At 67.8% G+C, this 17,515-nt stretch carries 19 protein-coding genes; 8 read left to right on the top strand and 11 right to left on the bottom strand.

Going from position 1 to position 17,515, the window contains the following annotated elements:
• Positions 1–24: 24 nt before the first annotated feature.
• Positions 25–1,152 (bottom strand): FAD-dependent monooxygenase, encoded by a 1,128-nt coding sequence (locus tag QRN67_RS25810; protein ID WP_285414150.1) that lies wholly within the window; start codon positions 1,150–1,152, stop codon positions 25–27.
• 146 nt (positions 1,153–1,298) lie between these two features.
• Between QRN67_RS25810 and QRN67_RS25805 the strand changes: the two genes are divergently transcribed.
• Positions 1,299–2,180: an MOSC domain-containing protein gene (locus tag QRN67_RS25805; protein WP_285414148.1), complete on the top strand. Its 882-nt coding sequence runs from the start codon at positions 1,299–1,301 to the stop codon at positions 2,178–2,180.
• A gap of 25 nt (positions 2,181–2,205) precedes the next feature.
• Here the strand turns inward: QRN67_RS25805 and rbsD are convergent, their stop codons facing one another.
• From rbsD to QRN67_RS25775, 6 genes are read right to left on the bottom strand one after another with little or no spacing between them, the layout of a single operon-like run.
• Positions 2,206–2,598 carry a D-ribose pyranase gene (gene rbsD / locus QRN67_RS25800; RefSeq protein WP_285414146.1) on the bottom strand — a complete coding sequence of 131 codons (393 nt, stop codon included), beginning with the start codon at positions 2,596–2,598 and terminating at the stop codon, positions 2,206–2,208.
• Positions 2,595–3,560 (bottom strand): ribokinase, encoded by a 966-nt coding sequence (gene rbsK / locus QRN67_RS25795; RefSeq protein ID WP_285414145.1) that lies wholly within the window; start codon positions 3,558–3,560, stop codon positions 2,595–2,597. Before rbsK ends, rbsD begins: the two co-directional genes overlap by 4 nt.
• On the bottom strand, positions 3,557–4,648 hold the full coding sequence (locus tag QRN67_RS25790; RefSeq protein ID WP_081271104.1) for a LacI family DNA-binding transcriptional regulator: 1,092 nt from the start codon (positions 4,646–4,648) through the stop codon (positions 3,557–3,559). The genes rbsK and QRN67_RS25790 overlap by 4 nt, the downstream gene beginning before the upstream one ends.
• A gap of 33 nt (positions 4,649–4,681) precedes the next feature.
• A complete protein-coding gene (locus tag QRN67_RS25785; RefSeq protein WP_285414143.1) occupies positions 4,682–5,677 on the bottom strand; it encodes an ABC transporter permease in 996 nt (331 codons plus the stop codon).
• Positions 5,674–7,269 carry a sugar ABC transporter ATP-binding protein gene (locus QRN67_RS25780; protein WP_081271135.1) on the bottom strand — a complete coding sequence of 532 codons (1,596 nt, stop codon included), beginning with the start codon at positions 7,267–7,269 and terminating at the stop codon, positions 5,674–5,676. Before QRN67_RS25780 ends, QRN67_RS25785 begins: the two co-directional genes overlap by 4 nt.
• Before the next feature lie 51 nt (positions 7,270–7,320).
• Positions 7,321–8,274 (bottom strand): sugar ABC transporter substrate-binding protein, encoded by a 954-nt coding sequence (locus QRN67_RS25775; RefSeq protein ID WP_285414142.1) that lies wholly within the window; start codon positions 8,272–8,274, stop codon positions 7,321–7,323.
• Positions 8,275–8,496: 222 nt separating this feature from the next.
• Here QRN67_RS25775 and ychF point away from each other — a divergent pair, with 222 nt between their 5' ends.
• From ychF to QRN67_RS25755, 4 genes are read left to right on the top strand one after another with little or no spacing between them, the layout of a single operon-like run.
• A complete protein-coding gene (gene ychF / locus QRN67_RS25770) occupies positions 8,497–9,588 on the top strand; it encodes a redox-regulated ATPase YchF (protein ID WP_081271101.1) in 1,092 nt (363 codons plus the stop codon).
• A gap of 25 nt (positions 9,589–9,613) precedes the next feature.
• Complete coding sequence (locus QRN67_RS25765; protein ID WP_285414141.1) at positions 9,614–10,135, top strand: ATPase; 522 nt, start codon at positions 9,614–9,616, stop codon at positions 10,133–10,135.
• Positions 10,132–10,317, top strand: a complete 186-nt coding sequence (locus tag QRN67_RS25760; RefSeq protein WP_081271099.1) for a hypothetical protein — start codon at positions 10,132–10,134, stop codon at positions 10,315–10,317. The genes QRN67_RS25765 and QRN67_RS25760 overlap by 4 nt, the downstream gene beginning before the upstream one ends.
• A gap of 53 nt (positions 10,318–10,370) precedes the next feature.
• Entirely contained in the window at positions 10,371–11,045 is a 675-nt protein-coding gene (locus tag QRN67_RS25755) for a glutathione S-transferase (protein ID WP_285414140.1), read from the top strand.
• 31 nt (positions 11,046–11,076) lie between these two features.
• Here QRN67_RS25755 and QRN67_RS25750 read toward each other — a convergent pair whose 3' ends face one another.
• Complete coding sequence (locus QRN67_RS25750; protein WP_081271097.1) at positions 11,077–11,541, bottom strand: YqaA family protein; 465 nt, start codon at positions 11,539–11,541, stop codon at positions 11,077–11,079.
• 172 nt (positions 11,542–11,713) lie between these two features.
• Here QRN67_RS25750 and dusB point away from each other — a divergent pair, with 172 nt between their 5' ends.
• From dusB to purH, 3 genes are read left to right on the top strand one after another with little or no spacing between them, the layout of a single operon-like run.
• Entirely contained in the window at positions 11,714–12,775 is a 1,062-nt protein-coding gene (dusB, locus tag QRN67_RS25745) for a tRNA dihydrouridine synthase DusB (RefSeq protein ID WP_081271096.1), read from the top strand.
• A gap of 17 nt (positions 12,776–12,792) precedes the next feature.
• Complete coding sequence (locus tag QRN67_RS25740) at positions 12,793–13,029, top strand: Fis family transcriptional regulator (protein ID WP_007838304.1); 237 nt, start codon at positions 12,793–12,795, stop codon at positions 13,027–13,029.
• Between the two features lie 15 nt (positions 13,030–13,044).
• Positions 13,045–14,652, top strand: a complete 1,608-nt coding sequence (gene purH / locus QRN67_RS25735; RefSeq protein WP_285414139.1) for a bifunctional phosphoribosylaminoimidazolecarboxamide formyltransferase/IMP cyclohydrolase — start codon at positions 13,045–13,047, stop codon at positions 14,650–14,652.
• Between the two features lie 31 nt (positions 14,653–14,683).
• Here the strand turns inward: purH and QRN67_RS25730 are convergent, their stop codons facing one another.
• Genes QRN67_RS25730 through thiD form a run of 3 tightly spaced genes read right to left on the bottom strand, consistent with a single transcriptional unit; the run spans position 14,684 to position 17,430 of the window.
• Positions 14,684–15,166: a hypothetical protein gene (locus QRN67_RS25730; protein ID WP_106936799.1), complete on the bottom strand. Its 483-nt coding sequence runs from the start codon at positions 15,164–15,166 to the stop codon at positions 14,684–14,686.
• Positions 15,167–15,169: 3 nt separating this feature from the next.
• Positions 15,170–16,450, bottom strand: a complete 1,281-nt coding sequence (hemL, locus tag QRN67_RS25725) for a glutamate-1-semialdehyde 2,1-aminomutase (protein ID WP_285414138.1) — start codon at positions 16,448–16,450, stop codon at positions 15,170–15,172.
• Between the two features lie 17 nt (positions 16,451–16,467).
• Entirely contained in the window at positions 16,468–17,430 is a 963-nt protein-coding gene (gene thiD / locus QRN67_RS25720) for a bifunctional hydroxymethylpyrimidine kinase/phosphomethylpyrimidine kinase (protein WP_285414137.1), read from the bottom strand.
• Positions 17,431–17,515 lie beyond the last annotated feature (85 nt).

Raw genomic sequence — 17,515 nt, 5'->3', positions numbered from 1 at the left:
GTTCGATTCGAGAAGTGGCGTGCGTCAGGCCTTCAGGCCCATCGCCTGTGCCGTGATCCAGTGCTTGACTAGGCGCGTGCGGTCGAAACCGCGCATGCCCCAGTTGCGCAATACAGGCAGCGGCCCCAGGTTGTGCGAGAAAAGTTGCTGCAGGCCGTCGGTCGCCAGGCTCATCTGCAGCACGTCGGCACGGCGGGCGCGTTCGTAGCGGCGCAGCAGGCGCGCGTCGCCCACGCTGCGCCAGTAGTCGCGGTTCTTGATCACATCGGCCAGCACAGAGGCGTCGGCCAGGCCCAGGTTCAGGCCCTGGCCGGCGAGCGGGTGCACCGTGTGGGCGGCGTCGCCCGCCAGCGCCCAGGAGCGGGTTGGCTGGCCGGGCATGGCGCCGGTCCAGCGGTCGGCGATGGCGCGGGCCAGCGGCCAGGCACCGCGCTCGCTCGTGAGCTTGAGCGCACCGAGCGCCGCGCGGCTGGCCTCGGTGACCGCGGCATTGAATTCTTCGTCGCCTTGCGCGAGCAGGGCCGGTGCGCGCAACTGGTCGACCGACCAGACCAGCGCGACCGTCTTGCCGTGCACGCCGCCCAGCGGCAGCAGCGCGAGCACCTCGCCCTTGTCGTTGAACCACTGGCGCGCGATGCCGTCGTGCGACTGCTCGGCCTCGAGCCGCGCCGCTATCGCATGCTGGGGATAGCGCGTGACCTCGTAGCTCACGCCGAGCGCCTCGCGCGTGGCGCTGGCCTTGCCTTCGCACACCACGGTGAGCGGTGCGGCGACCGGCTCGGCCACGACTTCGATCAGGGGCTGGAAGCGCACGGCGTCTGCCAGTTGCTGCTCGAGCGCGGGCACGTCGACGATCCAGGCCAGCGCGTCGACTTTCTGGCGCGTGGCGCTGAAATGCACCCGGCCGCCTTCGTCGCCGTGCACGAGCATTTCGCGCACCGGCGTGGCGTGCGCGGCGTCGGGCCAGGCGCGCAGCGATTCGAGCAGCGTGCGGGAGGCGGTGTTCAGCGCATAGGCGCGGACGTCCTGCTTGCCCTGCGTGGCCGGAGGCACCACCAGCGCGACGCGCACACGCTCGCGCGCGAGCAGCAGGGCCAGCGTGCGGCCGACGATGCCGGCGCCGCGAATGCAAACTTCTGGGGGGAGAGCCATGAAACGATTGTATGGATTACGCCCGCCCCCTCGCGAGGGCGATACCAGCGGCCCGACGGAGCCGGTTCCGCAGTATCCCCGGAACGGCTCAGGGTACTTTCCAAAGCTGCGGGACAATTGCCGCCGATTTCCAAGGAACCCCCACCGTGTCCCAGCCCGCTTTCGACCTCGAAGCCACCATCGCGCGCCTGTTCATCTATCCGGTCAAGTCCTGCGGCGGGGTCGAGCTTCCCGAGGTGCTGCTGACCGAGACCGGCCTGGAATTCGACCGCGCCTGGATGGTGGTCGACGCCCAGGGCGAATTCGTCACCCAGCGGCAGCTGCCGCGCATGGCGCTGATCAAGCCGCAGATGAAGCATATGGAAGTGGTTCTGCGCGCGCCCGGCATGCTGGCGCTGCACCTGGCCTTCGACCGCGTCGAGAAACCGGTGCGCGTGCGCGTCTGGAAGGACGAAGTGGCGGCCTACGACATGGGCGACATCGCCGCGCAGTGGTTCAGCGATTTCCTGTCGGAGCCCGGCAAGCCGCAGACCCTGCGTCTCGTGCGCTTCGACCCGGAACACAAGCGCCTGTCCAGCCTGAAGTGGACCGGCGGCATCGAGGCCGAGAACCAGTTCGCCGACGGCTACCCGGTGCTGGTGGCGAGCGAAGGCTCGCTGGCCGAGCTGAACGAGCGCCTTGCCGCGCAGGGCCACGATGCCGTGGGCATCGAGCGCTTCCGGCCCAACATCGTGCTGGCGGGCATCGAGTCGCACGACGAGGACCGGGTGGACGCGCTGCACATCGCCGCCGGCGAAGGCGAAGCCGAACTCCGCCCCGTCAAGCCCTGCACGCGCTGCCCGATCCCGGACATCGACCCGGCCACCGCCGTCAGCAGCCCCGAGGTCGGCAACACCCTGCGCACCTACCGCGCCGATCCGCGCGTGGACGGCGGCATCACCTTCGGCATGAACTGCATCGTGATCCAGGGCGTGGAGCACGTGCTCAAGGTCGGCCAGCCGGTGGGCGCGAACTACAAATTCGAATGACCGGCGGCGCCCGGGCGGTGCCGCTTCAGAACTTCACGCCAGCGATCAGGATGATGTTGGCGTAGGGCGTGCATTCGCCCGTGCGCACCATGGCCCGGGCCTTCGCGGTGCGGCGCTTGAATTCTTCATGCGGCACCGTCTGCGGCGCGATGCCCAGCGACTGCGGATACCAGCCCGGCGGATTCTTCGCGTCGTCCAGCGCTTCGTCGGCCACCACGATGCCTTCGACCTGCATCTCCGACAGCACCGCCTGCAGCACCTCGTCGAGCCGCGGCACGCCGCGCGCCACGGCCAGGTCGATGCGGCGCGGGCCGTCGGGAATCGGCAGGCCGGCGTCGCCGAGCACGAGCATGTCGCCGTGGCCCAGCGAGGCGATCACATGGGAGAGTTCGGCGTGCAGCAGGGGAGAGCGTTTCACAGCGTGATCCAGTCGGGCGGCAGCGGGCTGAGCAGAACGGCGTCGCGCTGCGGAATGGAGGGTTGGGCGCCGGGCTGCTGGATGCACAGCGCGGCGGCGCGGATGCCCAGGCGAACGGCGTCGTCGAAAGACTGGCCTTCGCCCAGCGCGACCGCGAGCGCACCCAGGAAGGTGTCGCCGGCGGCCGTGGTGTCGACCGCCTGCACCTTGGGCGCGGGATGGTGGCGCGCACCGTCGGCATCGATGGCCACCGCGCCGCGCGCGCCCAGCGTGACGACCACGCGCGCGATGCCCTTGGCGCGCAGCGCCCGGCCGGCCTGCGCCGCTTCCTGCGGGCTGTCGGCGGACTGGCCGCACAGCGCCTGCGCCTCGATCTCGTTGACCACCAGCGTGTCGATCAGCGGCCACAGGGGCTCGGCGATCGGCTGTACCGGCGAGGGGTTGAGCATCACCTTGCAGCCCGCGCCATGCGCCACGGCGATGCCGCGCGCCACCTGGTCCAGCGGCGTCTCGAACTGCGCCACCAGGAAGGCCGCGCCCTGCAGCTGCTGCGCCAGCGCGGCTTCGTCGACCTCCAGGCGCGCGTTGGCGCCGGGAATCAGCACGATGCGGTTCTGGCCGCTGTCCTCCACGAGGATCAGCGCCGTGCCGGTGGGCTCGCCGGCCACGGTGCGCAGGGCGGCGGTGTCGATGCCGTCGCGCTGGAGCGCATCGCGCAGCGCCGAGCCGTGCGCGTCGTCGCCGACGCAGCCGATCATGCGCACCTGAGCGCCCTCGCGCGCGCAGCTCACGGCCTGGTTGGCGCCCTTGCCGCCGGGGATGGTGGCGATCGAATGGCCGAGCAGGGTTTCGCCCGCGGCCGGCGCGTGCGGCACGCGCAGCACCAGGTCCATGTTGAGGCTGCCGAGCACCACGATGCGCGGGGCCCGGGCTGGGCTGCTGGAGGAAGGCTTCAGGCTCACGGGGTGCGGGACTTTCGGGTTTGCGTGGAAGGCGTTTCGGCCGGAACGGGGGCGGCGGGCTCGCGGAAACTCGCGTGCCGCGCAGTCGAGGCGCGCACGCGCAGCTCGGGCTGCAGCACCACCTTGCGCGCATCGCGGCGCTTGCCGCCGACGCGCTCGAGCAGCATGTCGACCGCCAGCGCACCGATGCGCTCCTTGGGCTGCGCCACCGTGGTGAGCGGCGGGCTGGTGTAGGCCGAGAGTTCGATGTCGTCGAAGCCGACGATCGAAAGATCGTCCGGCACGCGCACGCCGCTCTCGTGCGCGGCGCGCAGCGCGCCGATGGCCATCAGGTCGTTGCAGACGAACACGGCCGAGGGCTTCTGTTCGGTGCGCAGGATGGCGTGCATGGCCTCGTAGCCGCCCTGGCTGGTGAAGCCGCCGCGCCAGAGCAGCGCTTGCGCATTCGCGATGTCGGGCGTTGCGCCGGTCTCGGCCAGCGCCATGCGCCAGCCCTCGATGCGCTGCTCGCTCGGCATCACGCCCACCGGCCCGCCGATGCAGGCAATGCGCTTGTGGCCCAGCGACAGCAGATGCCGTACCGCGAGCAGGCCGCCCTGCATGTGCGCGGTCTCCACCAGGTCGCAGGCCGGGTCGGCGATCTCGCGGTCGACCAGCACCGTGGGCATCCGCAGGCCGCGCAGCTGCTTCATCAGGGATTCCTCGTCGCCCGCGCCGGTCGACACCACGATCAGCCCGTCGATGCGGCGCTCGGCCAGCACCTGCAGGTAGACGCTCTGGCGGTGGGGCTCGTCGTCGGTGTTGCACAGCACCAGCGTGTAGCCGGCGCCGAAGCAGCGGTCTTCCACGATGCGCACGATCTCGGCGAAGTAGGGGTTCGAGCTGTTGGGAATCAGCATGCCCAGCGTCGAAGTGGTGTTGCTCTTCAGGCTGCGCGCCATCGCGTTGGGCACATAGCCCAGTTCGCGGATGGCGAGCTCCACGCGCTCGCGCACCTTGGCGCTCACGTGGCGCGTGTCGTTCACCACGTGCGACACTGTGGTGACCGAAACCTCCGCCTTGAGCGCGACGTCCTTGATGGTGGCCATGGGGCTTGTCCTTTTCCTGGTTGGCGGGTGCCGTCAGGCCAGCCGGCGTTCGGCACGGCGCTGGCGCAACGTGTCGATGATGACGGCCACGACGATCACCGCGCCGGTGATGATCCGCTTGCTCGGCTCGCTGGCCCCCACCTGCGCGAGGCCGGCCTCCAGCACCGCGATGATCAATACGCCGAAGAAAGTGTTGATGACCGAGCCGCGTCCGCCCATGAGGCTGGTGCCGCCGATCACCACCGCCGCGATCACCTGCAGCTCGATGCCGACGCCGGCATTCGGGTCGGCGGCTTCGAGGCGGGCCGACTGCATCAGGCCCGCGAGCCCGGCCAGCAGCCCGGTGACCGCGAAAACGATGATGCGGATCGGGCGCGGGTCGACGCCCGCCAGGCGCATCGCTTCTTCGTTCGTGCCGATGCCCACCACGTGGCGGCCGAACACCGTGCGCGTGAGCACCAGCTGCCCGATGACGACCAGCACCACCGCCAGCACGAAGGCGGCCGAGATGCCGCCGATCCACGGCGCGGCCAGGCCCGAGATGGCGTCGCCCACGTACTGCGTGCGCGAATCGGTCACCAGGTAGGCACCGCCGCGCACCGCCTCGAGCATGCCCAGCGAGACGATGAAGCTCGGCAGCCGCCACGCGACCGACACCGCGCCGGTGACCGTGCCGCAGACCAGCCCGGTGGCGAGGCCGAGCGCCGCGGCCACCGGCACCGACAGCTTCCATTCGAGGATGGCCGCCGCCGTGACGGCCGCGCTCAGCGCCAGCACCGAGCCGACGGAAAGATCGATGCCCGCGATGATCAGCACGAAGGTCATCCCGACCGCCATCACGGCCAGCGCGGGAATCTCGTTGGCGATGGAGACGAAGGTCTCGCGCGTCAGGAAGTATTCGCTGAGCGAGCCGAAGAGCGCGATCATGCCCACGAGCACGACCGTCAGGCCCAGGTAGGTGCCGAGCTGGCCCTTGAGTGCGGAGGGCGGGGACGGCGGGGTGGATTTCGTGGAGGCTTCGGCGTTCATTGTGTGTCGGCGGTGACCGGGGTCGAATCGGAAACGGGGGATGCCGTCGGCGGATTGTTGGCGGCGCGTCCGGCCGCGTCGCTGAATGCTGCGGCCAGCAGCGATTGTTCGGTCCATTCGCCGCGTTCGAACACCGCCACCAGCCGGCCGGCGCTCATCACGCCGATGCGGTCGCACATGGCCATCAGTTCGCGCAGGTCGCTCGACACCATCAGCAGCGCCTTGCCGGCGTCGGTCATGCGGTCGAGCTCGGCGTACAGGTCGGCGCGCGCGCCCACGTCCACGCCGCGCGTGGGCTCGTCGAGCAGCAGCACCTTGCATTCGCGGTGCAGCCAGCGCGCGAACACCACCTTCTGCTGGTTGCCGCCGCTGAGCGTGGCAACCGGTTGTTCGATGCTGCGCGAACGGATGCGCAGCAGCTCCACCAGCTTCTGCGCAATGCCGCGCTCCTTGGCGCGCTGCAGCCAGCCGGCGTGGGAAATGGCGCCGAGGTCGCTGAGCGTGGCGTTCACGCGGATCGACTGCGTCAGCAGCAGGCCCTGCGACTTGCGGTCTTCGGTGACGAGGCCGATGCCGGCGCGGATGGCCTGCATCGGCGAGCGCCAGCCCTTGCGCGCGTGCTGCGCGGGCTGGCCGTTTTCATGAAGGGTGATCTCGCCGCGGTCCGCGCGGTCGGCGCCGAACAGCAGCCGCACCAGTTCGGTCCGGCCCGAGCCGACGAGGCCGGCCAGGCCCATGACTTCGCCCGCGCGCAGGTCGATGTCGACGTCGCGCACGACCTGCGCCCGGCCGATGCCGCGCGCGCTCAGCAGCACCGGGCCGGCGGTGCGGCGCTCGCGGCCTTCGTGCTCGTGCACCGCGCGGCCGACCATGCGCTGCACCAGTTCGGATTCGCGCACGCCGGCCATGGCGCGCACGTCTACCAGCCGGCCGTCGCGCAGCACCGCCACGCGGTCGGCGATGCGCTGCAGTTCTTCGAGGCGGTGCGACACGTAGACGATGGCCACGCCGCGCGCCTTCAGCAGATCGATCTGCTCGAACAGGTGCGAGGTTTCTCGCGGTGTGAGCATGGCGGTGGGCTCGTCGAGCACCAGCACGCGCGTGTCGTCCTGCAGGTTGCGCGCGATCTCCACCATCTGCTGCTGGCCGATGCCCAGCCGCGCCACCGGCGTGGCCGGGTCGATGTTCTGCATGCCGATCTTGGCGAGCTGGCGCGCGGCCAGCTCGTGCAGCTTGCCGCGGCGGATCCAGCCGGTCTTGTTGGGCAGGCGGTCGAGCAGCAGGTTCTCGGCCACCGAGAGGGTGGTGACGAGGCCCAGCTCCTGCATGACCATGCGCACGCCAAGCCGCTCGGCGTCGCGGCGCGAGCCGGGCGCAAAGGGCTTGCCGTCGAGCAGCATCTGGCCGCGCGTGGGCTGCACCAGGCCGCAGACGATCTTCGACAGCGTGCTCTTGCCGGCGCCGTTCTCGCCCGTGAGGGCCAGCACTTCGCCGGCGTTGAGCACGAGCGAGACGTCGTCCAGCACCGGCGCCGCATAGTCCTTGCCCATGGTGCTCAGCGTGAGCACGGGCTGGGCGCGGTTGTCGTTCATTGCGGCGGGTGCGGTCAACGGAGGCTCTTTTCTTCGGTCGGGAGATTGTTTTTACTTGGACGACTTGGTGACCAGCACCACGTCGGTCTTCACTTCGGCGGGCATGTCGGCCTGCTTCTTCTTGTCGGCGATGGCCTTCAGCGCGGTCTCGATGCCGAACACGGCCTGCTTGGCGGCGAACTGGTCGGCCGTGGCGAGCACGCGGCCGTCGGCCAGCATCGGCTTGATGGCGCCGATGTTGTCGTAGCCCACCACCAGCACCTTGCCGGTCTTGCCGGCGGCCTTGACGGCGGCCACGGCGCCCAGCGCCATGCTGTCGTTGCCTGCGAGCAGCGCCTTCAGGTCGGGGTGCTCGCGCATCATGCCGGCGGCCACCGTGTTGCCCTTGTCGATTTCCCACTGGCCGGACTGCACGCCCACCACCGTCACGCCGGCGGCCTTCATCGCGTCCTGGTAGCCCAGCGTGCGCTGCTGCGCATTGAAGGTGGTCGACACGCCCTCGATGATGCCGACCTTGTCGCCCGACTTCAGCTCCTTGGCGAGCGCGTCGCCCACCAGCTTGGCGCCGGCGCGGTTGTCGGGGCCGACGAACGGCACCTGGATGCCCTTTTCCTTGAGCGCGGCGGCGTCGAGCTGGTTGTCGATGTTGACCACCAGGATGCCCTTGTCGATGGCGGCCTTGATGACCGGCACCAGCGCCTTCGAATCGGCCGGCGCGATGACCAGCGCGTTGATCTTCTGAGCCACCATCTGCTCGACCATCTTGATCTGGGCGGAGGTGTCGGTCTCGTCCTTGATGCCGTTGGCCACCAGCGTGTATTCGGAGGCATGGGCCTTCTGGTGCGCCTTGGCGCCGTCTTCCATGGTGCGGAAGAACTCGTTGGCCAGCGACTTCATGACCAGCGCGACCTTCGGCTTTTCCTGAGCGAAGGCGGGCGTTCCGGCGATGGCGCCCAGCAGCGTCAATGCAGCAACGCTTTGCAGGGTACGGCGGGTGAATTTCATGGTGGATGTCTCCTGGGGTGGTTGATCAAAGCGGTACGCCGGTCTTTGCCGGGGGCCCCGATATTAACCAAGGGAAACGTTTGCGCAAACGTTTGCCCATCGGGGCTAACCCTGAGCTTTCCGGGGGCGGATGACAGGGTTGCAAGAAGCGGTTCCAAGACCTGCCGGACGGGCATGCAGCCATGCTCGCCTAAAATCGCCGGTTACCCAAGAGGACCTCCCATGAGTTTGCAATGCGGCATCGTCGGCCTGCCCAACGTCGGTAAATCCACCCTTTTCAATGCGCTGACCAAGGCCGGCATCGCGGCGGAGAACTATCCCTTCTGCACCATCGAGCCCAACGTGGGCGTCGTGGAAGTGCCCGACCCCCGGCTCGCGCAGTTGAGCGAGATCGTCAAGCCCGAGCGCGTGGTGCCCGCCATCGTCGAGTTCGTGGACATCGCCGGCCTGGTGGCCGGCGCCAGCACCGGCGAAGGCCTGGGCAACAAGTTCCTGGCGCACATCCGCGAGACCGACGCCACCGTCAACGTGGTGCGCTGCTTCGACGACGAGAACGTGATCCACGTGGCCGGCAAGGTCGACCCGATCTCCGACATCGAAGTGATCCAGACCGAACTCTGCCTGGCCGACCTGGCCACGGTCGAGAAGGCGCTGCACCGCCACACCAAGGTCGCCCGTTCCGGCGACAAGGACGCGCAGAAGCTGGTCGGCCTGCTCGAGCGCTGCCAGGCCGCGCTGAACGAGAACACGCCGGTGCGTGCGCTCGAGTTCACCAAGGAAGAGCTGCCGCTGGTCAAGAGCTTCACGCTCATCACCGCCAAGCCCGCGATGTTCGTGGGCAACGTGTCGGAAGACGGCTTCGAGAACAACCCGTATCTCGACCGCCTGCGCGAATACGCCGCCAGGCAGGGCGCGCCAGTGGTCGCCATCTGCGCCAAGATCGAAGCCGACCTGGCCGAGATGGACGACGAAGACAAGAAGATGTTCCTCGCAGAGATCGGCCAGGAAGAGCCGGGCTTGAACCGCCTGATCCGCGCGGCATTCAAGCTGCTGGGCCTGCAGACCTACTTCACCGCCGGCGTGAAGGAAGTGCGCGCCTGGACCATCCACATCGGCGACACCGGCCCGCAGGCCGCCGGCGTGATCCACGGCGACTTCGAGAAGGGCTACATCCGCGCCCAGACCATCGCATTCGAGGACTACATCGCCTTCAAGGGCGAGCAGGGCGCCAAGGACGCGGGGAAGATGCGTTCGGAAGGCAAGGAATACGTCGTGAAGGATGGCGACGTGATGAATTTCCTGTTCAGCTCCTGATACCCCGGGCGCAGATGTCCCGCCGATGAGCCATTCGAAGATCGTCATCATCGCGGGGCCGAACGGCGCAGGCAAGACAACCTTCGCCCGCGCTTTCCTTCCGCAGGAAGCTCGGATTTCCCGTTTCATCAATGCTGACCTGATCGCGGCCGGGCTGTCGCCCTTTGCGCCCGAGGCGGAGGCCATCAAGGCCGGGCGCCTGATGCTCGAGGAGATTGCCCAGTGCGTGCGTCGCCGGGAGAGCTTTGCGTTCGAGACCACGTTGTCGGGGCTGGGTTATCTGCGCCATATTGGCGCCTGGAGGAAGTTGGGCTATCACGTGAGCCTGTTCTTTCTGGCGCTTCCGACGGCGGAGTTTGCGATTGCTCGGGTGGCGGAACGCGTGCGGCAGGGAGGCCATCACATTCCTGAAGATGTGATTCGCCGCCGTTTCGAGGCAGGGCGCCGGAATTTCGACGACCGGTACCGCGCTGCGGTGGATGCCTGGGCGCTCTACGACAACGCTGGCGAAGAGCCGGATCTCATCGAATGGGGAGAAGCACCATGACCCGTGAACAGCTCATGCAGGCCAAGGACAAGGATCTGGCCGCTTCACTGATAGCGATTCGGCGGGCGGCCCGGGCGGCGCGGGAGGCGGCCGTTCGCACGGACACCGCCATCGTTGTGCAGCGCGATCAGAAGCCGGTCCGCATCACTGCAGAGGAATTGCGCAAGGCGGGCGTGAAATAGGCGTTGTTCGGTAGACTTCGCGCGCCCTGAATATCTCCACAAGCCCCGCCCCAATGCTCACCGTCCACCACCTCAACAACTCGCGCTCGCAGCGCGTGCTCTGGCTGCTCGAAGAGCTCGAGCTGCCCTACGAGATCGTTCACTACCAGCGTGATCCGCAGACCATGTTGGCGCCCGCTTCGCTGCGGGCCGTGCACCCGCTGGGCAAGTCACCGGTGGTTACGACGGATGACGGGCTCACGCTCGCGGAGTCGGGGGCGATCGTGGAGACGCTCATCGAGCGTTTCGGCAACGGCCGCCTCGCGCCCGCGCCGGGCACGCCGGATGCGGTGCGCTATCGCTATTGGCTGCATTTCGCCGAAGGCTCGGCGATGTCGCCCCTGTTGCTCAAGCTGGTGTTCGACCGCATCGAGACCACGAAGATGCCGTTCTTCGCGAAGCCGATCGCCAAGGCCATCGCGAGCAAGACGAAGTCGGCGTTCATCAATCCGAACATCGTGAGCCACCTGAATTTCATGGAGGCCGAGCTCGGCAGGAGCGAGTGGTTCGCCGGCGACGCTTTCACCGGTGCCGACATCCAGATGAGCTTCCCGGTGGAGGCAGCGCAGGCGCGCGGCGGACTCGACGCGAAGCGGCCGAAGCTCATGGCCTACCTGGAGCGCATCCACGCGCGCCCGGCGTACAAGAGAGCGCTCGAGCGCGGCGGCCCCTACGGCCTGCTGAGCTGAAACCGGGCGGGGCAGGGTGGCGCGAAGCCGATCAGAAGATCTGCAGCAGCGCCACCGTCATGGTGACGTAGCGCAGGAACTTGCCGATGGCCATGTAGGCCAAGCAGGGCCAGAACGGCAGCTTGAGCCAGCCCGCCACCGCGCACAGCGGGTCGCCCACCAGCGGCAGCCAGCTCAGCAGGCAGGCCTTGGGGCCGAGCTTCTCCAGCCAGCCCAAAACCCGCACATGGTGTTTCGAGTGCGAGTATTTGTCGGCCACCTTGTGCGCGCCGTAGCCCATCCACCAGTCGACCGCGCCCCCCAGCGTGTTGCCCACCGTCGCGACCGCGATGGCCGGCCAGAACATGTCCGGGTTGAGCTTGAGCAGGCCGAAGAGCACGGGCTCGGAGCCCACCGGCAGAAGGGTCGCCGAGACGAACGCTGCGACGAACAGTGTCGAGAGACCGTACTGCGGCAGCGCCATCAGCGCCAAGAGGGAGTCGAGCCAGGCTTGCATAAGGTCGCGCAGTATAGGCAGCGCTCACGTCGCGCCCGCGTGGGATAAGGCCCCGGCACGCACCCGTGTTTTCACGGGTACCCAGGCGCAAATCGTTTCAGTCGCTGAAATGCCACGTGGCTACAATCGTGCCTCATTTTTCAGCAGCCGAACGCGCACCGCTTCCTCCCAAATGACCTTGCAGATCGGCAACCACACGCTGGAAAACCGCCTGTTCGTTGCGCCCATGGCCGGCGTGACGGACCGGCCCTTCCGCATGTTGTGCCGCGCGCTGGGCGCGGGCTACGCGGTCAGCGAGATGGTCACCTCGCGCAAGGAGCTGTGGGGCACGCTCAAGACATCACGGCGCGCCAACCACGACGGCGAGCCGGGCCCCATTGCGGTGCAGATCGCAGGCACCGACGCCGACATGATGGCCGAGGCCACGGTCTACAACATCGAGCGCGGCGCGCAGATCATCGACATCAACATGGGTTGCCCGGCCAAGAAGGTCTGCAACAAATGGGCGGGCTCGGCGCTGATGCGCGACGAGCCGCTGGCGCTGGAGATCGTGCAGGCGGTGGTCGATGCAGCGCGGCCCTTCAATGTGCCGGTCACGCTGAAGATGCGCACCGGCTGGAGCCACGACCACCGCAACGCCGTGAAGCTGGCGCGCGACTTCGAGTCGGCCGGCGTGCAGATGCTCACGGTGCACGGCCGCACGCGTGAGCAGGGCTACAAGGGCCACGCCGAATACGACACCATCGCCGCCGTGAAGGCCGCGGTGCGCGTGCCGGTGGTGGCCAACGGCGACATCCGTTCGCCCGAGAAGGCGCGCGACGTGCTCGCGGCCACCGGCGCCGACGCGGTGATGGTCGGCCGCGCCGCGCAGGGCCGGCCGTGGATCTTCCGCGAGATCGCGCACTTCCTGGAAACCGGCACGCACCGCGCGCCGCCGCTGGTGGCGGAAGTGCGCCGCTTGCTGCTCGACCACCTCGTGGAGCACTATGCGCTGTACGGCGACTACAGCGGCGTGCGCACGGCGCGCAAGCACATCGGCTGGTACGTGCGCACCCTGCCCGAGGGCGAGGCGTTTCGCGCGCGCATGAACACCATCGAGGACTGCGGCGAGCAGCTGCGCGCGGTCGGCGACTATTTCGACGGGCTGGCGGACCGCATGGAACGCATGCCCGTGCAGCACGAGGCAGACAGCGAGCTGTCTGGTGAAGAGGAGGCGGCTTGCGCCGTCGATTGAGAAGAAGAGAAGAAGCAATGAGCAAGAAACACATCGAGGACTGCGTGCGCACCAGTCTGGACAGCTACTTTCGCGATCTGCGCGGCACCGAACCCGACGGCATGTACGAAATGCTCGTGCGCGTGGTCGAGAAACCCCTGCTCGATGTCGTGATGACGCGCGCCGAGGGCAACCAGTCGAAGGCCGCGCAATGGCTCGGCCTGAACAGAAACACGCTCCGCAAGAAATTGGTCGAGCACAAACTTTTGAAATAACTCCACGGCATATCCATGGCTCAGACTGCACTCATCTCCGTATCCGACAAGACCGGCATCCTCGAATTCGCACAGGCGCTGCATGCGCTGGGCATCAAGCTGCTGTCCACCGGCGGCACCGCCAAGCTGCTGGCCGACGCCGGCCTGCCGGTGACCGAAGTCGCCGACCACACCGGCTTTCCCGAAATGCTCGACGGCCGGGTGAAGACGCTGCACCCGAAGATCCACGGCGGCCTGCTGGCGCGCCGCGACCTGCCGGCGCACGTGGCGGCCATCAAGGAACACGGCATCGACACCATCGACCTGCTGATCGTCAACCTCTATCCGTTCGAAGCCACCGTGGCCAAGCCCGGCTGCACGCTCGAGGACGCGATCGAGAACATCGACATCGGCGGCCCGGCCATGGTGCGCAGCGCGGCCAAGAACTGGAAGGACGTCGGCGTGCTGACCGACGCATCGCAATACGCCGTGGCGCTGGCCGAGCTGAAGGCCGACGGCAAGCTCAGCGACAAGACCAAGTTCGCGTTCTCGGTGGCCGCGTTCAACCGCATCGCCGACTACGACGGTGCCATCAGCGACTACCTCTCGGCCATCGACTTCGACGCCAGCATCGGCCAGGGCGCGCCCAAGCGCTCGCTGTTCCCCGCGCAGAGCAACGGCCGCTTCGTGAAGGTGCAGGACCTGCGCTACGGCGAGAACCCGCACCAGCAGGCCGCCTTCTACCGCGACCTGCATCCGGCGCCCGGCTCGCTGGTGTCGGCGAAGCAGCTGCAGGGCAAGGAACTCAGCTACAACAACATCGCCGACGCCGATGCGGCGTGGGAATGCGTGAAGAGTTTCGACGTGCCGGCCTGCGTGATCGTGAAGCACGCCAACCCCTGCGGCGTGGCGCTGGGCAAGGACGCGGCCGAAGCCTACGGCAAGGCCTTCAAGACCGACCCCACCTCGGCCTTCGGCGGCATCATCGCCTTCAACCGCCCGGTCGACGGCGCCACCGCGCAAGAAATTGCCAAGCAGTTCGTCGAAGTGCTGATGGCGCCGGGCTACACCCCCGAGGCGCTCGAAGTGTTCCAGGCCACCAAGGCCAAGCTCAACGTGCGCGTGCTCGAAATCGCGCTGCCCAAGGGGGGAACCACCGACTGGGACAACGGCCGCAACGCGATGGACGTCAAGCGCGTCGGCTCGGGCCTGCTGATCCAGACCGCCGACAACCACGAGCTGTCGATCAACGACCTGAAGGTGGTCAGCAAGAAGCAACCCACGCCGCAGCAGCTGCAGGACCTGCTGTTCGCATGGAAGGTCGCGAAGTACGTGAAGAGCAACGCGATCGTCTTCTGCGCCAACGGCATGACGATGGGCGTGGGCGCCGGCCAGATGAGCCGCCTCGACTCCGCGCGCATCGCCAGCATCAAGGCCGAGCACGCCGGCCTGTCGCTGAAGGACACCGCAGTGGCCAGCGACGCCTTCTTCCCGTTCCGCGACGGCCTGGATGTGGTGGTGGACGCGGGCGCGAGCTGCGTCATCCAGCCGGGCGGCTCGATGCGCGACCAGGAAGTGATCGACGCAGCCGACGAGCGCGGCGTGGTGATGGTGCTGTCAGGCGTGCGCCACTTCAGGCACTGATCGGCGGAAGCCGAGGTTCGGCGACCGCGGTTTACTCGTGGTTGCCGAACCGGTACTTCAATTGAAAAGTGACGGCGCCATACAGCCGGTTCTTGATGGTGGGCACGTACGCGATGTTCAGGCCCCAGTTCTTGCCTTCGATGGCTGCCACCGGCAGGATGGCCGGGAACCAGTTGCCGTTGCGGTAGTTGGGGTAGCCGTCGAAGCCGCCGACCACGGCGCCGAACTTCACGCCGTAGAACTCGATGGGCAGCACATACAGCCCGAGGTAGTTCGACTGCCGGCGGTCGCTGTTGCGGAAGGTGCCCGCCGTGACACGGTACGTGTCGTTCAGCGGGTACTCGAAGCCCAGGCCCTGGTTGACGTTTTCCAAGCCCTTGCCGCCGTCGAAGTGCGCCGAGTAGAAGCCCGGGTTGATCCAGACGTTCTTGAGGTCGAAGGAGTCCTGCGCTGACGCGAGGCCGGGAATGAGAAGAGCGATGCTCAAGGCCGGCAGCGTGCGCAGGGAGTTCATGGGCTAGGGGGTTCTGAAGATTTGTCTTGCGGCTTCGATGGTGGCGGCGATGTCGTCGTCGCTGTGGGCTGCGCTCACGAAGCCTGCCTCGTAAAGCGCGGGGGCAATATACACGCCGCGATCGAGCAAACCGTGAAACAACGCATTGAATTGCGCGTTGTCGGTTGTCATCACGGTGGCATAGTTTTGCGGCAGGTCTTTCATGAGGAAGAAGCCGAACATGCCGCCTTCGCTGTCGGCATTGAAGGGCTGTCCCTCGGCGGCCGCGGCGGCCTTCAGGCCGTCGACCAGAGAGCGCGTCTTCTTGCCCAGCGCCTCGTAGAAACCGGGCTTGGCGATTTCCTTCAGCGTGGCGAGGCCGCAGGCCGTGGCCACCGGATTGCCCGACAGCGTGCCGGCCTGGTAGACCGGACCCAGCGGCGCGAGCTGTTCCATGATCGCGCGCGGCCCGCCGAAGGCCGCGAGCGGCATGCCGCCGCCGATGACCTTGCCCAGCACCGTGAGGTCGGGCTTGATGCCCAGCACGCCTTGCGCGCCATGCAGGCCCACGCGAAAGCCCGTCATCACTTCATCGAACACCAGCAGCGCGCCGTGCTGCGTGCACAGTTCGCGGCAGCGCCTGGCGAACTCGGGCGTGGCGCGCACAAAGTTCATGTTGCCGGCAATGGCCTCGATCATCAGGCAGGCAATGTCCTTGCCGTGCAGCGCGAAGGCTTCTTCCAGCTGCTGCAGGTTGTTGTACTCCAGCACGATGGTGTGCTGCACCACCTCGGGCGGCACGCCTGCCGAGGTCGGGTTGCCGAAGGTGGCGAGGCCGGAGCCGGCCTTCACGAGCAGCGCATCGGCGTGGCCGTGATAGCAGCCCTCGAACTTGACGATGCTCTTGCGCCCGGTGGCGCCGCGCGCCAGGCGCAGCGCGCTCATGGCGGCCTCGGTGCCCGAGCTGACCAGGCGAACCATTTCCATCGACGGCACCAGCGCGAGGATGGCCTCGGCCAGTTCGATCTCGCGCTCGGTCGGCGCGCCGTAGGAGAAGCCTTCGAGCACAGCCTTCTGCACCGCCTCGACCACGGCGGGATGGCCGTGGCCCAGGATCATCGGACCCCAGGAGCCGATGTAGTCGATGTAGCGCTTGTCGTTGGCGTCCCAGAAATAGGCGCCTTGCGCGCGCTGGATGAAACGGGGCGTGCCGCCCACGGCCTTGAAGGCGCGCACGGGCGAGTTGACGCCGCCGGGGATCACGGCGCGGGCGCGTTCGAAAAGGGTGTCGTTGCGGTCGGTCATCGGGTCGGGTTGATCAGTCAGTGTCGGGTGTCGTGTGGGGGGAGGGCGAAGTCGGGCGGCGCGTCCGGGTCTTCATCGTCTCCGTCGTCTTCCGGTTCGGCCCAGAAGAGGCGGTCGGGCAGCACATGGCCCATGCCGGGGCGAAAGCCCGCGTCGAGGCAGCGGTCCATGTAGGCCAGCGCTTCGGTGGTTGCGGCCACGAGGTCGGTGCCGCTGGCCAGCAGGGCGGCCAGCGCGGCCGACAGGGTGTCGCCGGCGCCGGTGAACACGGCTTCGAGGCGCTCGTACTTTTCGCTCGTGAGCACCGACTGCGGCGAGGCCAGCACGTTGTCGATGAACTGGTCCGGCAGCACGAGGCCGGTCACCAGCGTGTAGGCCACGCCGAACTCGCCGGCGGCCTTGGCAATGTCGCGCGCGGTGGGCGGCCGCTCGCCGCTCCAGTCCGGCAGCAGCCAGCGCCACAGCGTGCTGTGGTTTCCTACCAACACGGTCGTCTGGGGCAGAACGAGTTCGCGGAAGGCGTCCAGGTAGGGCTCGATCAGGTTCTCGTCCCACCACGACAGGTTGGGCATGTAGGCCACCACGGGCACGTCGGGGTAGTCGGCGGCGGTCTCCGCGATGGTGCTCAGCGCGTCCGGCGTGCCGACGAAGCCCACCTTGATGAGCTGGACCTCGACGTCCTCGAGGATCGAGCGCGCCTGCTCGGCAATGGCTTCCTCGTCGAAGGCGAAGTGGTCGAAAATCTCGGCCGTGTCCCGGGCGTAGGCGCCGGTGACGACCGGCAGCACGTGCGCCCCCACCGAGGCCATGGCCAGGGCGTCCGCGCCCAGGCCGCCCGCGCCGCTGGGGTCGCTGGCGTTGAACACCAGCACGCAGGGCGGATTCAGGTCGCGCTCGGCAACCTCGTCCTCGGCCTGCGAGGGGTCGTTAAGATCGCCGGGTTTGCGGGCGTTATCTGCTGGAAGTAAGTAGATGGTCATACGCCGGGCTCCATCCCCTGGATGGTGGCATAGGCGCGACGTTTACAGTCCGCTAATGAGATACGCATAGATACACTCGTTGCAT

The organism is Variovorax sp. efr-133-TYG-130 (assembly GCF_030208835.1).
GTDB lineage: Bacteria > Pseudomonadota > Gammaproteobacteria > Burkholderiales > Burkholderiaceae_C > Variovorax.
The sequence above is the reverse complement of the archived record's forward strand: the minus strand, read 5'-3'. Positions and strand labels throughout refer to the sequence as shown.

Excerpts from the sequence above, each read along its gene's own strand:
- QRN67_RS25810 (WP_285414150.1), bottom strand. The coding sequence starts at position 1,152 with ATGGCTCTCCCCCCAGAAGTTTGCATTCGCGGCGCCGGCATCGTCGGC.
- QRN67_RS25790 (WP_081271104.1), bottom strand. The coding sequence starts at position 4,648 with ATGGCCACCATCAAGGACGTCGCGCTCAAGGCGGAGGTTTCGGTCACC.
- QRN67_RS25785 (WP_285414143.1), bottom strand. The coding sequence starts at position 5,677 with ATGAACGCCGAAGCCTCCACGAAATCCACCCCGCCGTCCCCGCCCTCC.
- QRN67_RS25780 (WP_081271135.1), bottom strand. The coding sequence starts at position 7,269 with ATGAACGACAACCGCGCCCAGCCCGTGCTCACGCTGAGCACCATGGGC.
- QRN67_RS25775 (WP_285414142.1), bottom strand. The coding sequence starts at position 8,274 with ATGAAATTCACCCGCCGTACCCTGCAAAGCGTTGCTGCATTGACGCTG.
- ychF (WP_081271101.1), top strand. The coding sequence starts at position 8,497 with ATGAGTTTGCAATGCGGCATCGTCGGCCTGCCCAACGTCGGTAAATCC.
- QRN67_RS25765 (WP_285414141.1), top strand. The coding sequence starts at position 9,614 with ATGAGCCATTCGAAGATCGTCATCATCGCGGGGCCGAACGGCGCAGGC.
- QRN67_RS25760 (WP_081271099.1), top strand. The coding sequence starts at position 10,132 with ATGACCCGTGAACAGCTCATGCAGGCCAAGGACAAGGATCTGGCCGCT.
- QRN67_RS25755 (WP_285414140.1), top strand. The coding sequence starts at position 10,371 with ATGCTCACCGTCCACCACCTCAACAACTCGCGCTCGCAGCGCGTGCTC.
- QRN67_RS25750 (WP_081271097.1), bottom strand. The coding sequence starts at position 11,541 with ATGCAAGCCTGGCTCGACTCCCTCTTGGCGCTGATGGCGCTGCCGCAG.
- dusB (WP_081271096.1), top strand. The coding sequence starts at position 11,714 with ATGACCTTGCAGATCGGCAACCACACGCTGGAAAACCGCCTGTTCGTT.
- QRN67_RS25740 (WP_007838304.1), top strand. The coding sequence starts at position 12,793 with ATGAGCAAGAAACACATCGAGGACTGCGTGCGCACCAGTCTGGACAGC.
- purH (WP_285414139.1), top strand. The coding sequence starts at position 13,045 with ATGGCTCAGACTGCACTCATCTCCGTATCCGACAAGACCGGCATCCTC.
- QRN67_RS25730 (WP_106936799.1), bottom strand. The coding sequence starts at position 15,166 with ATGAACTCCCTGCGCACGCTGCCGGCCTTGAGCATCGCTCTTCTCATT.
- hemL (WP_285414138.1), bottom strand. The coding sequence starts at position 16,450 with ATGACCGACCGCAACGACACCCTTTTCGAACGCGCCCGCGCCGTGATC.
- thiD (WP_285414137.1), bottom strand. The coding sequence starts at position 17,430 with ATGACCATCTACTTACTTCCAGCAGATAACGCCCGCAAACCCGGCGAT.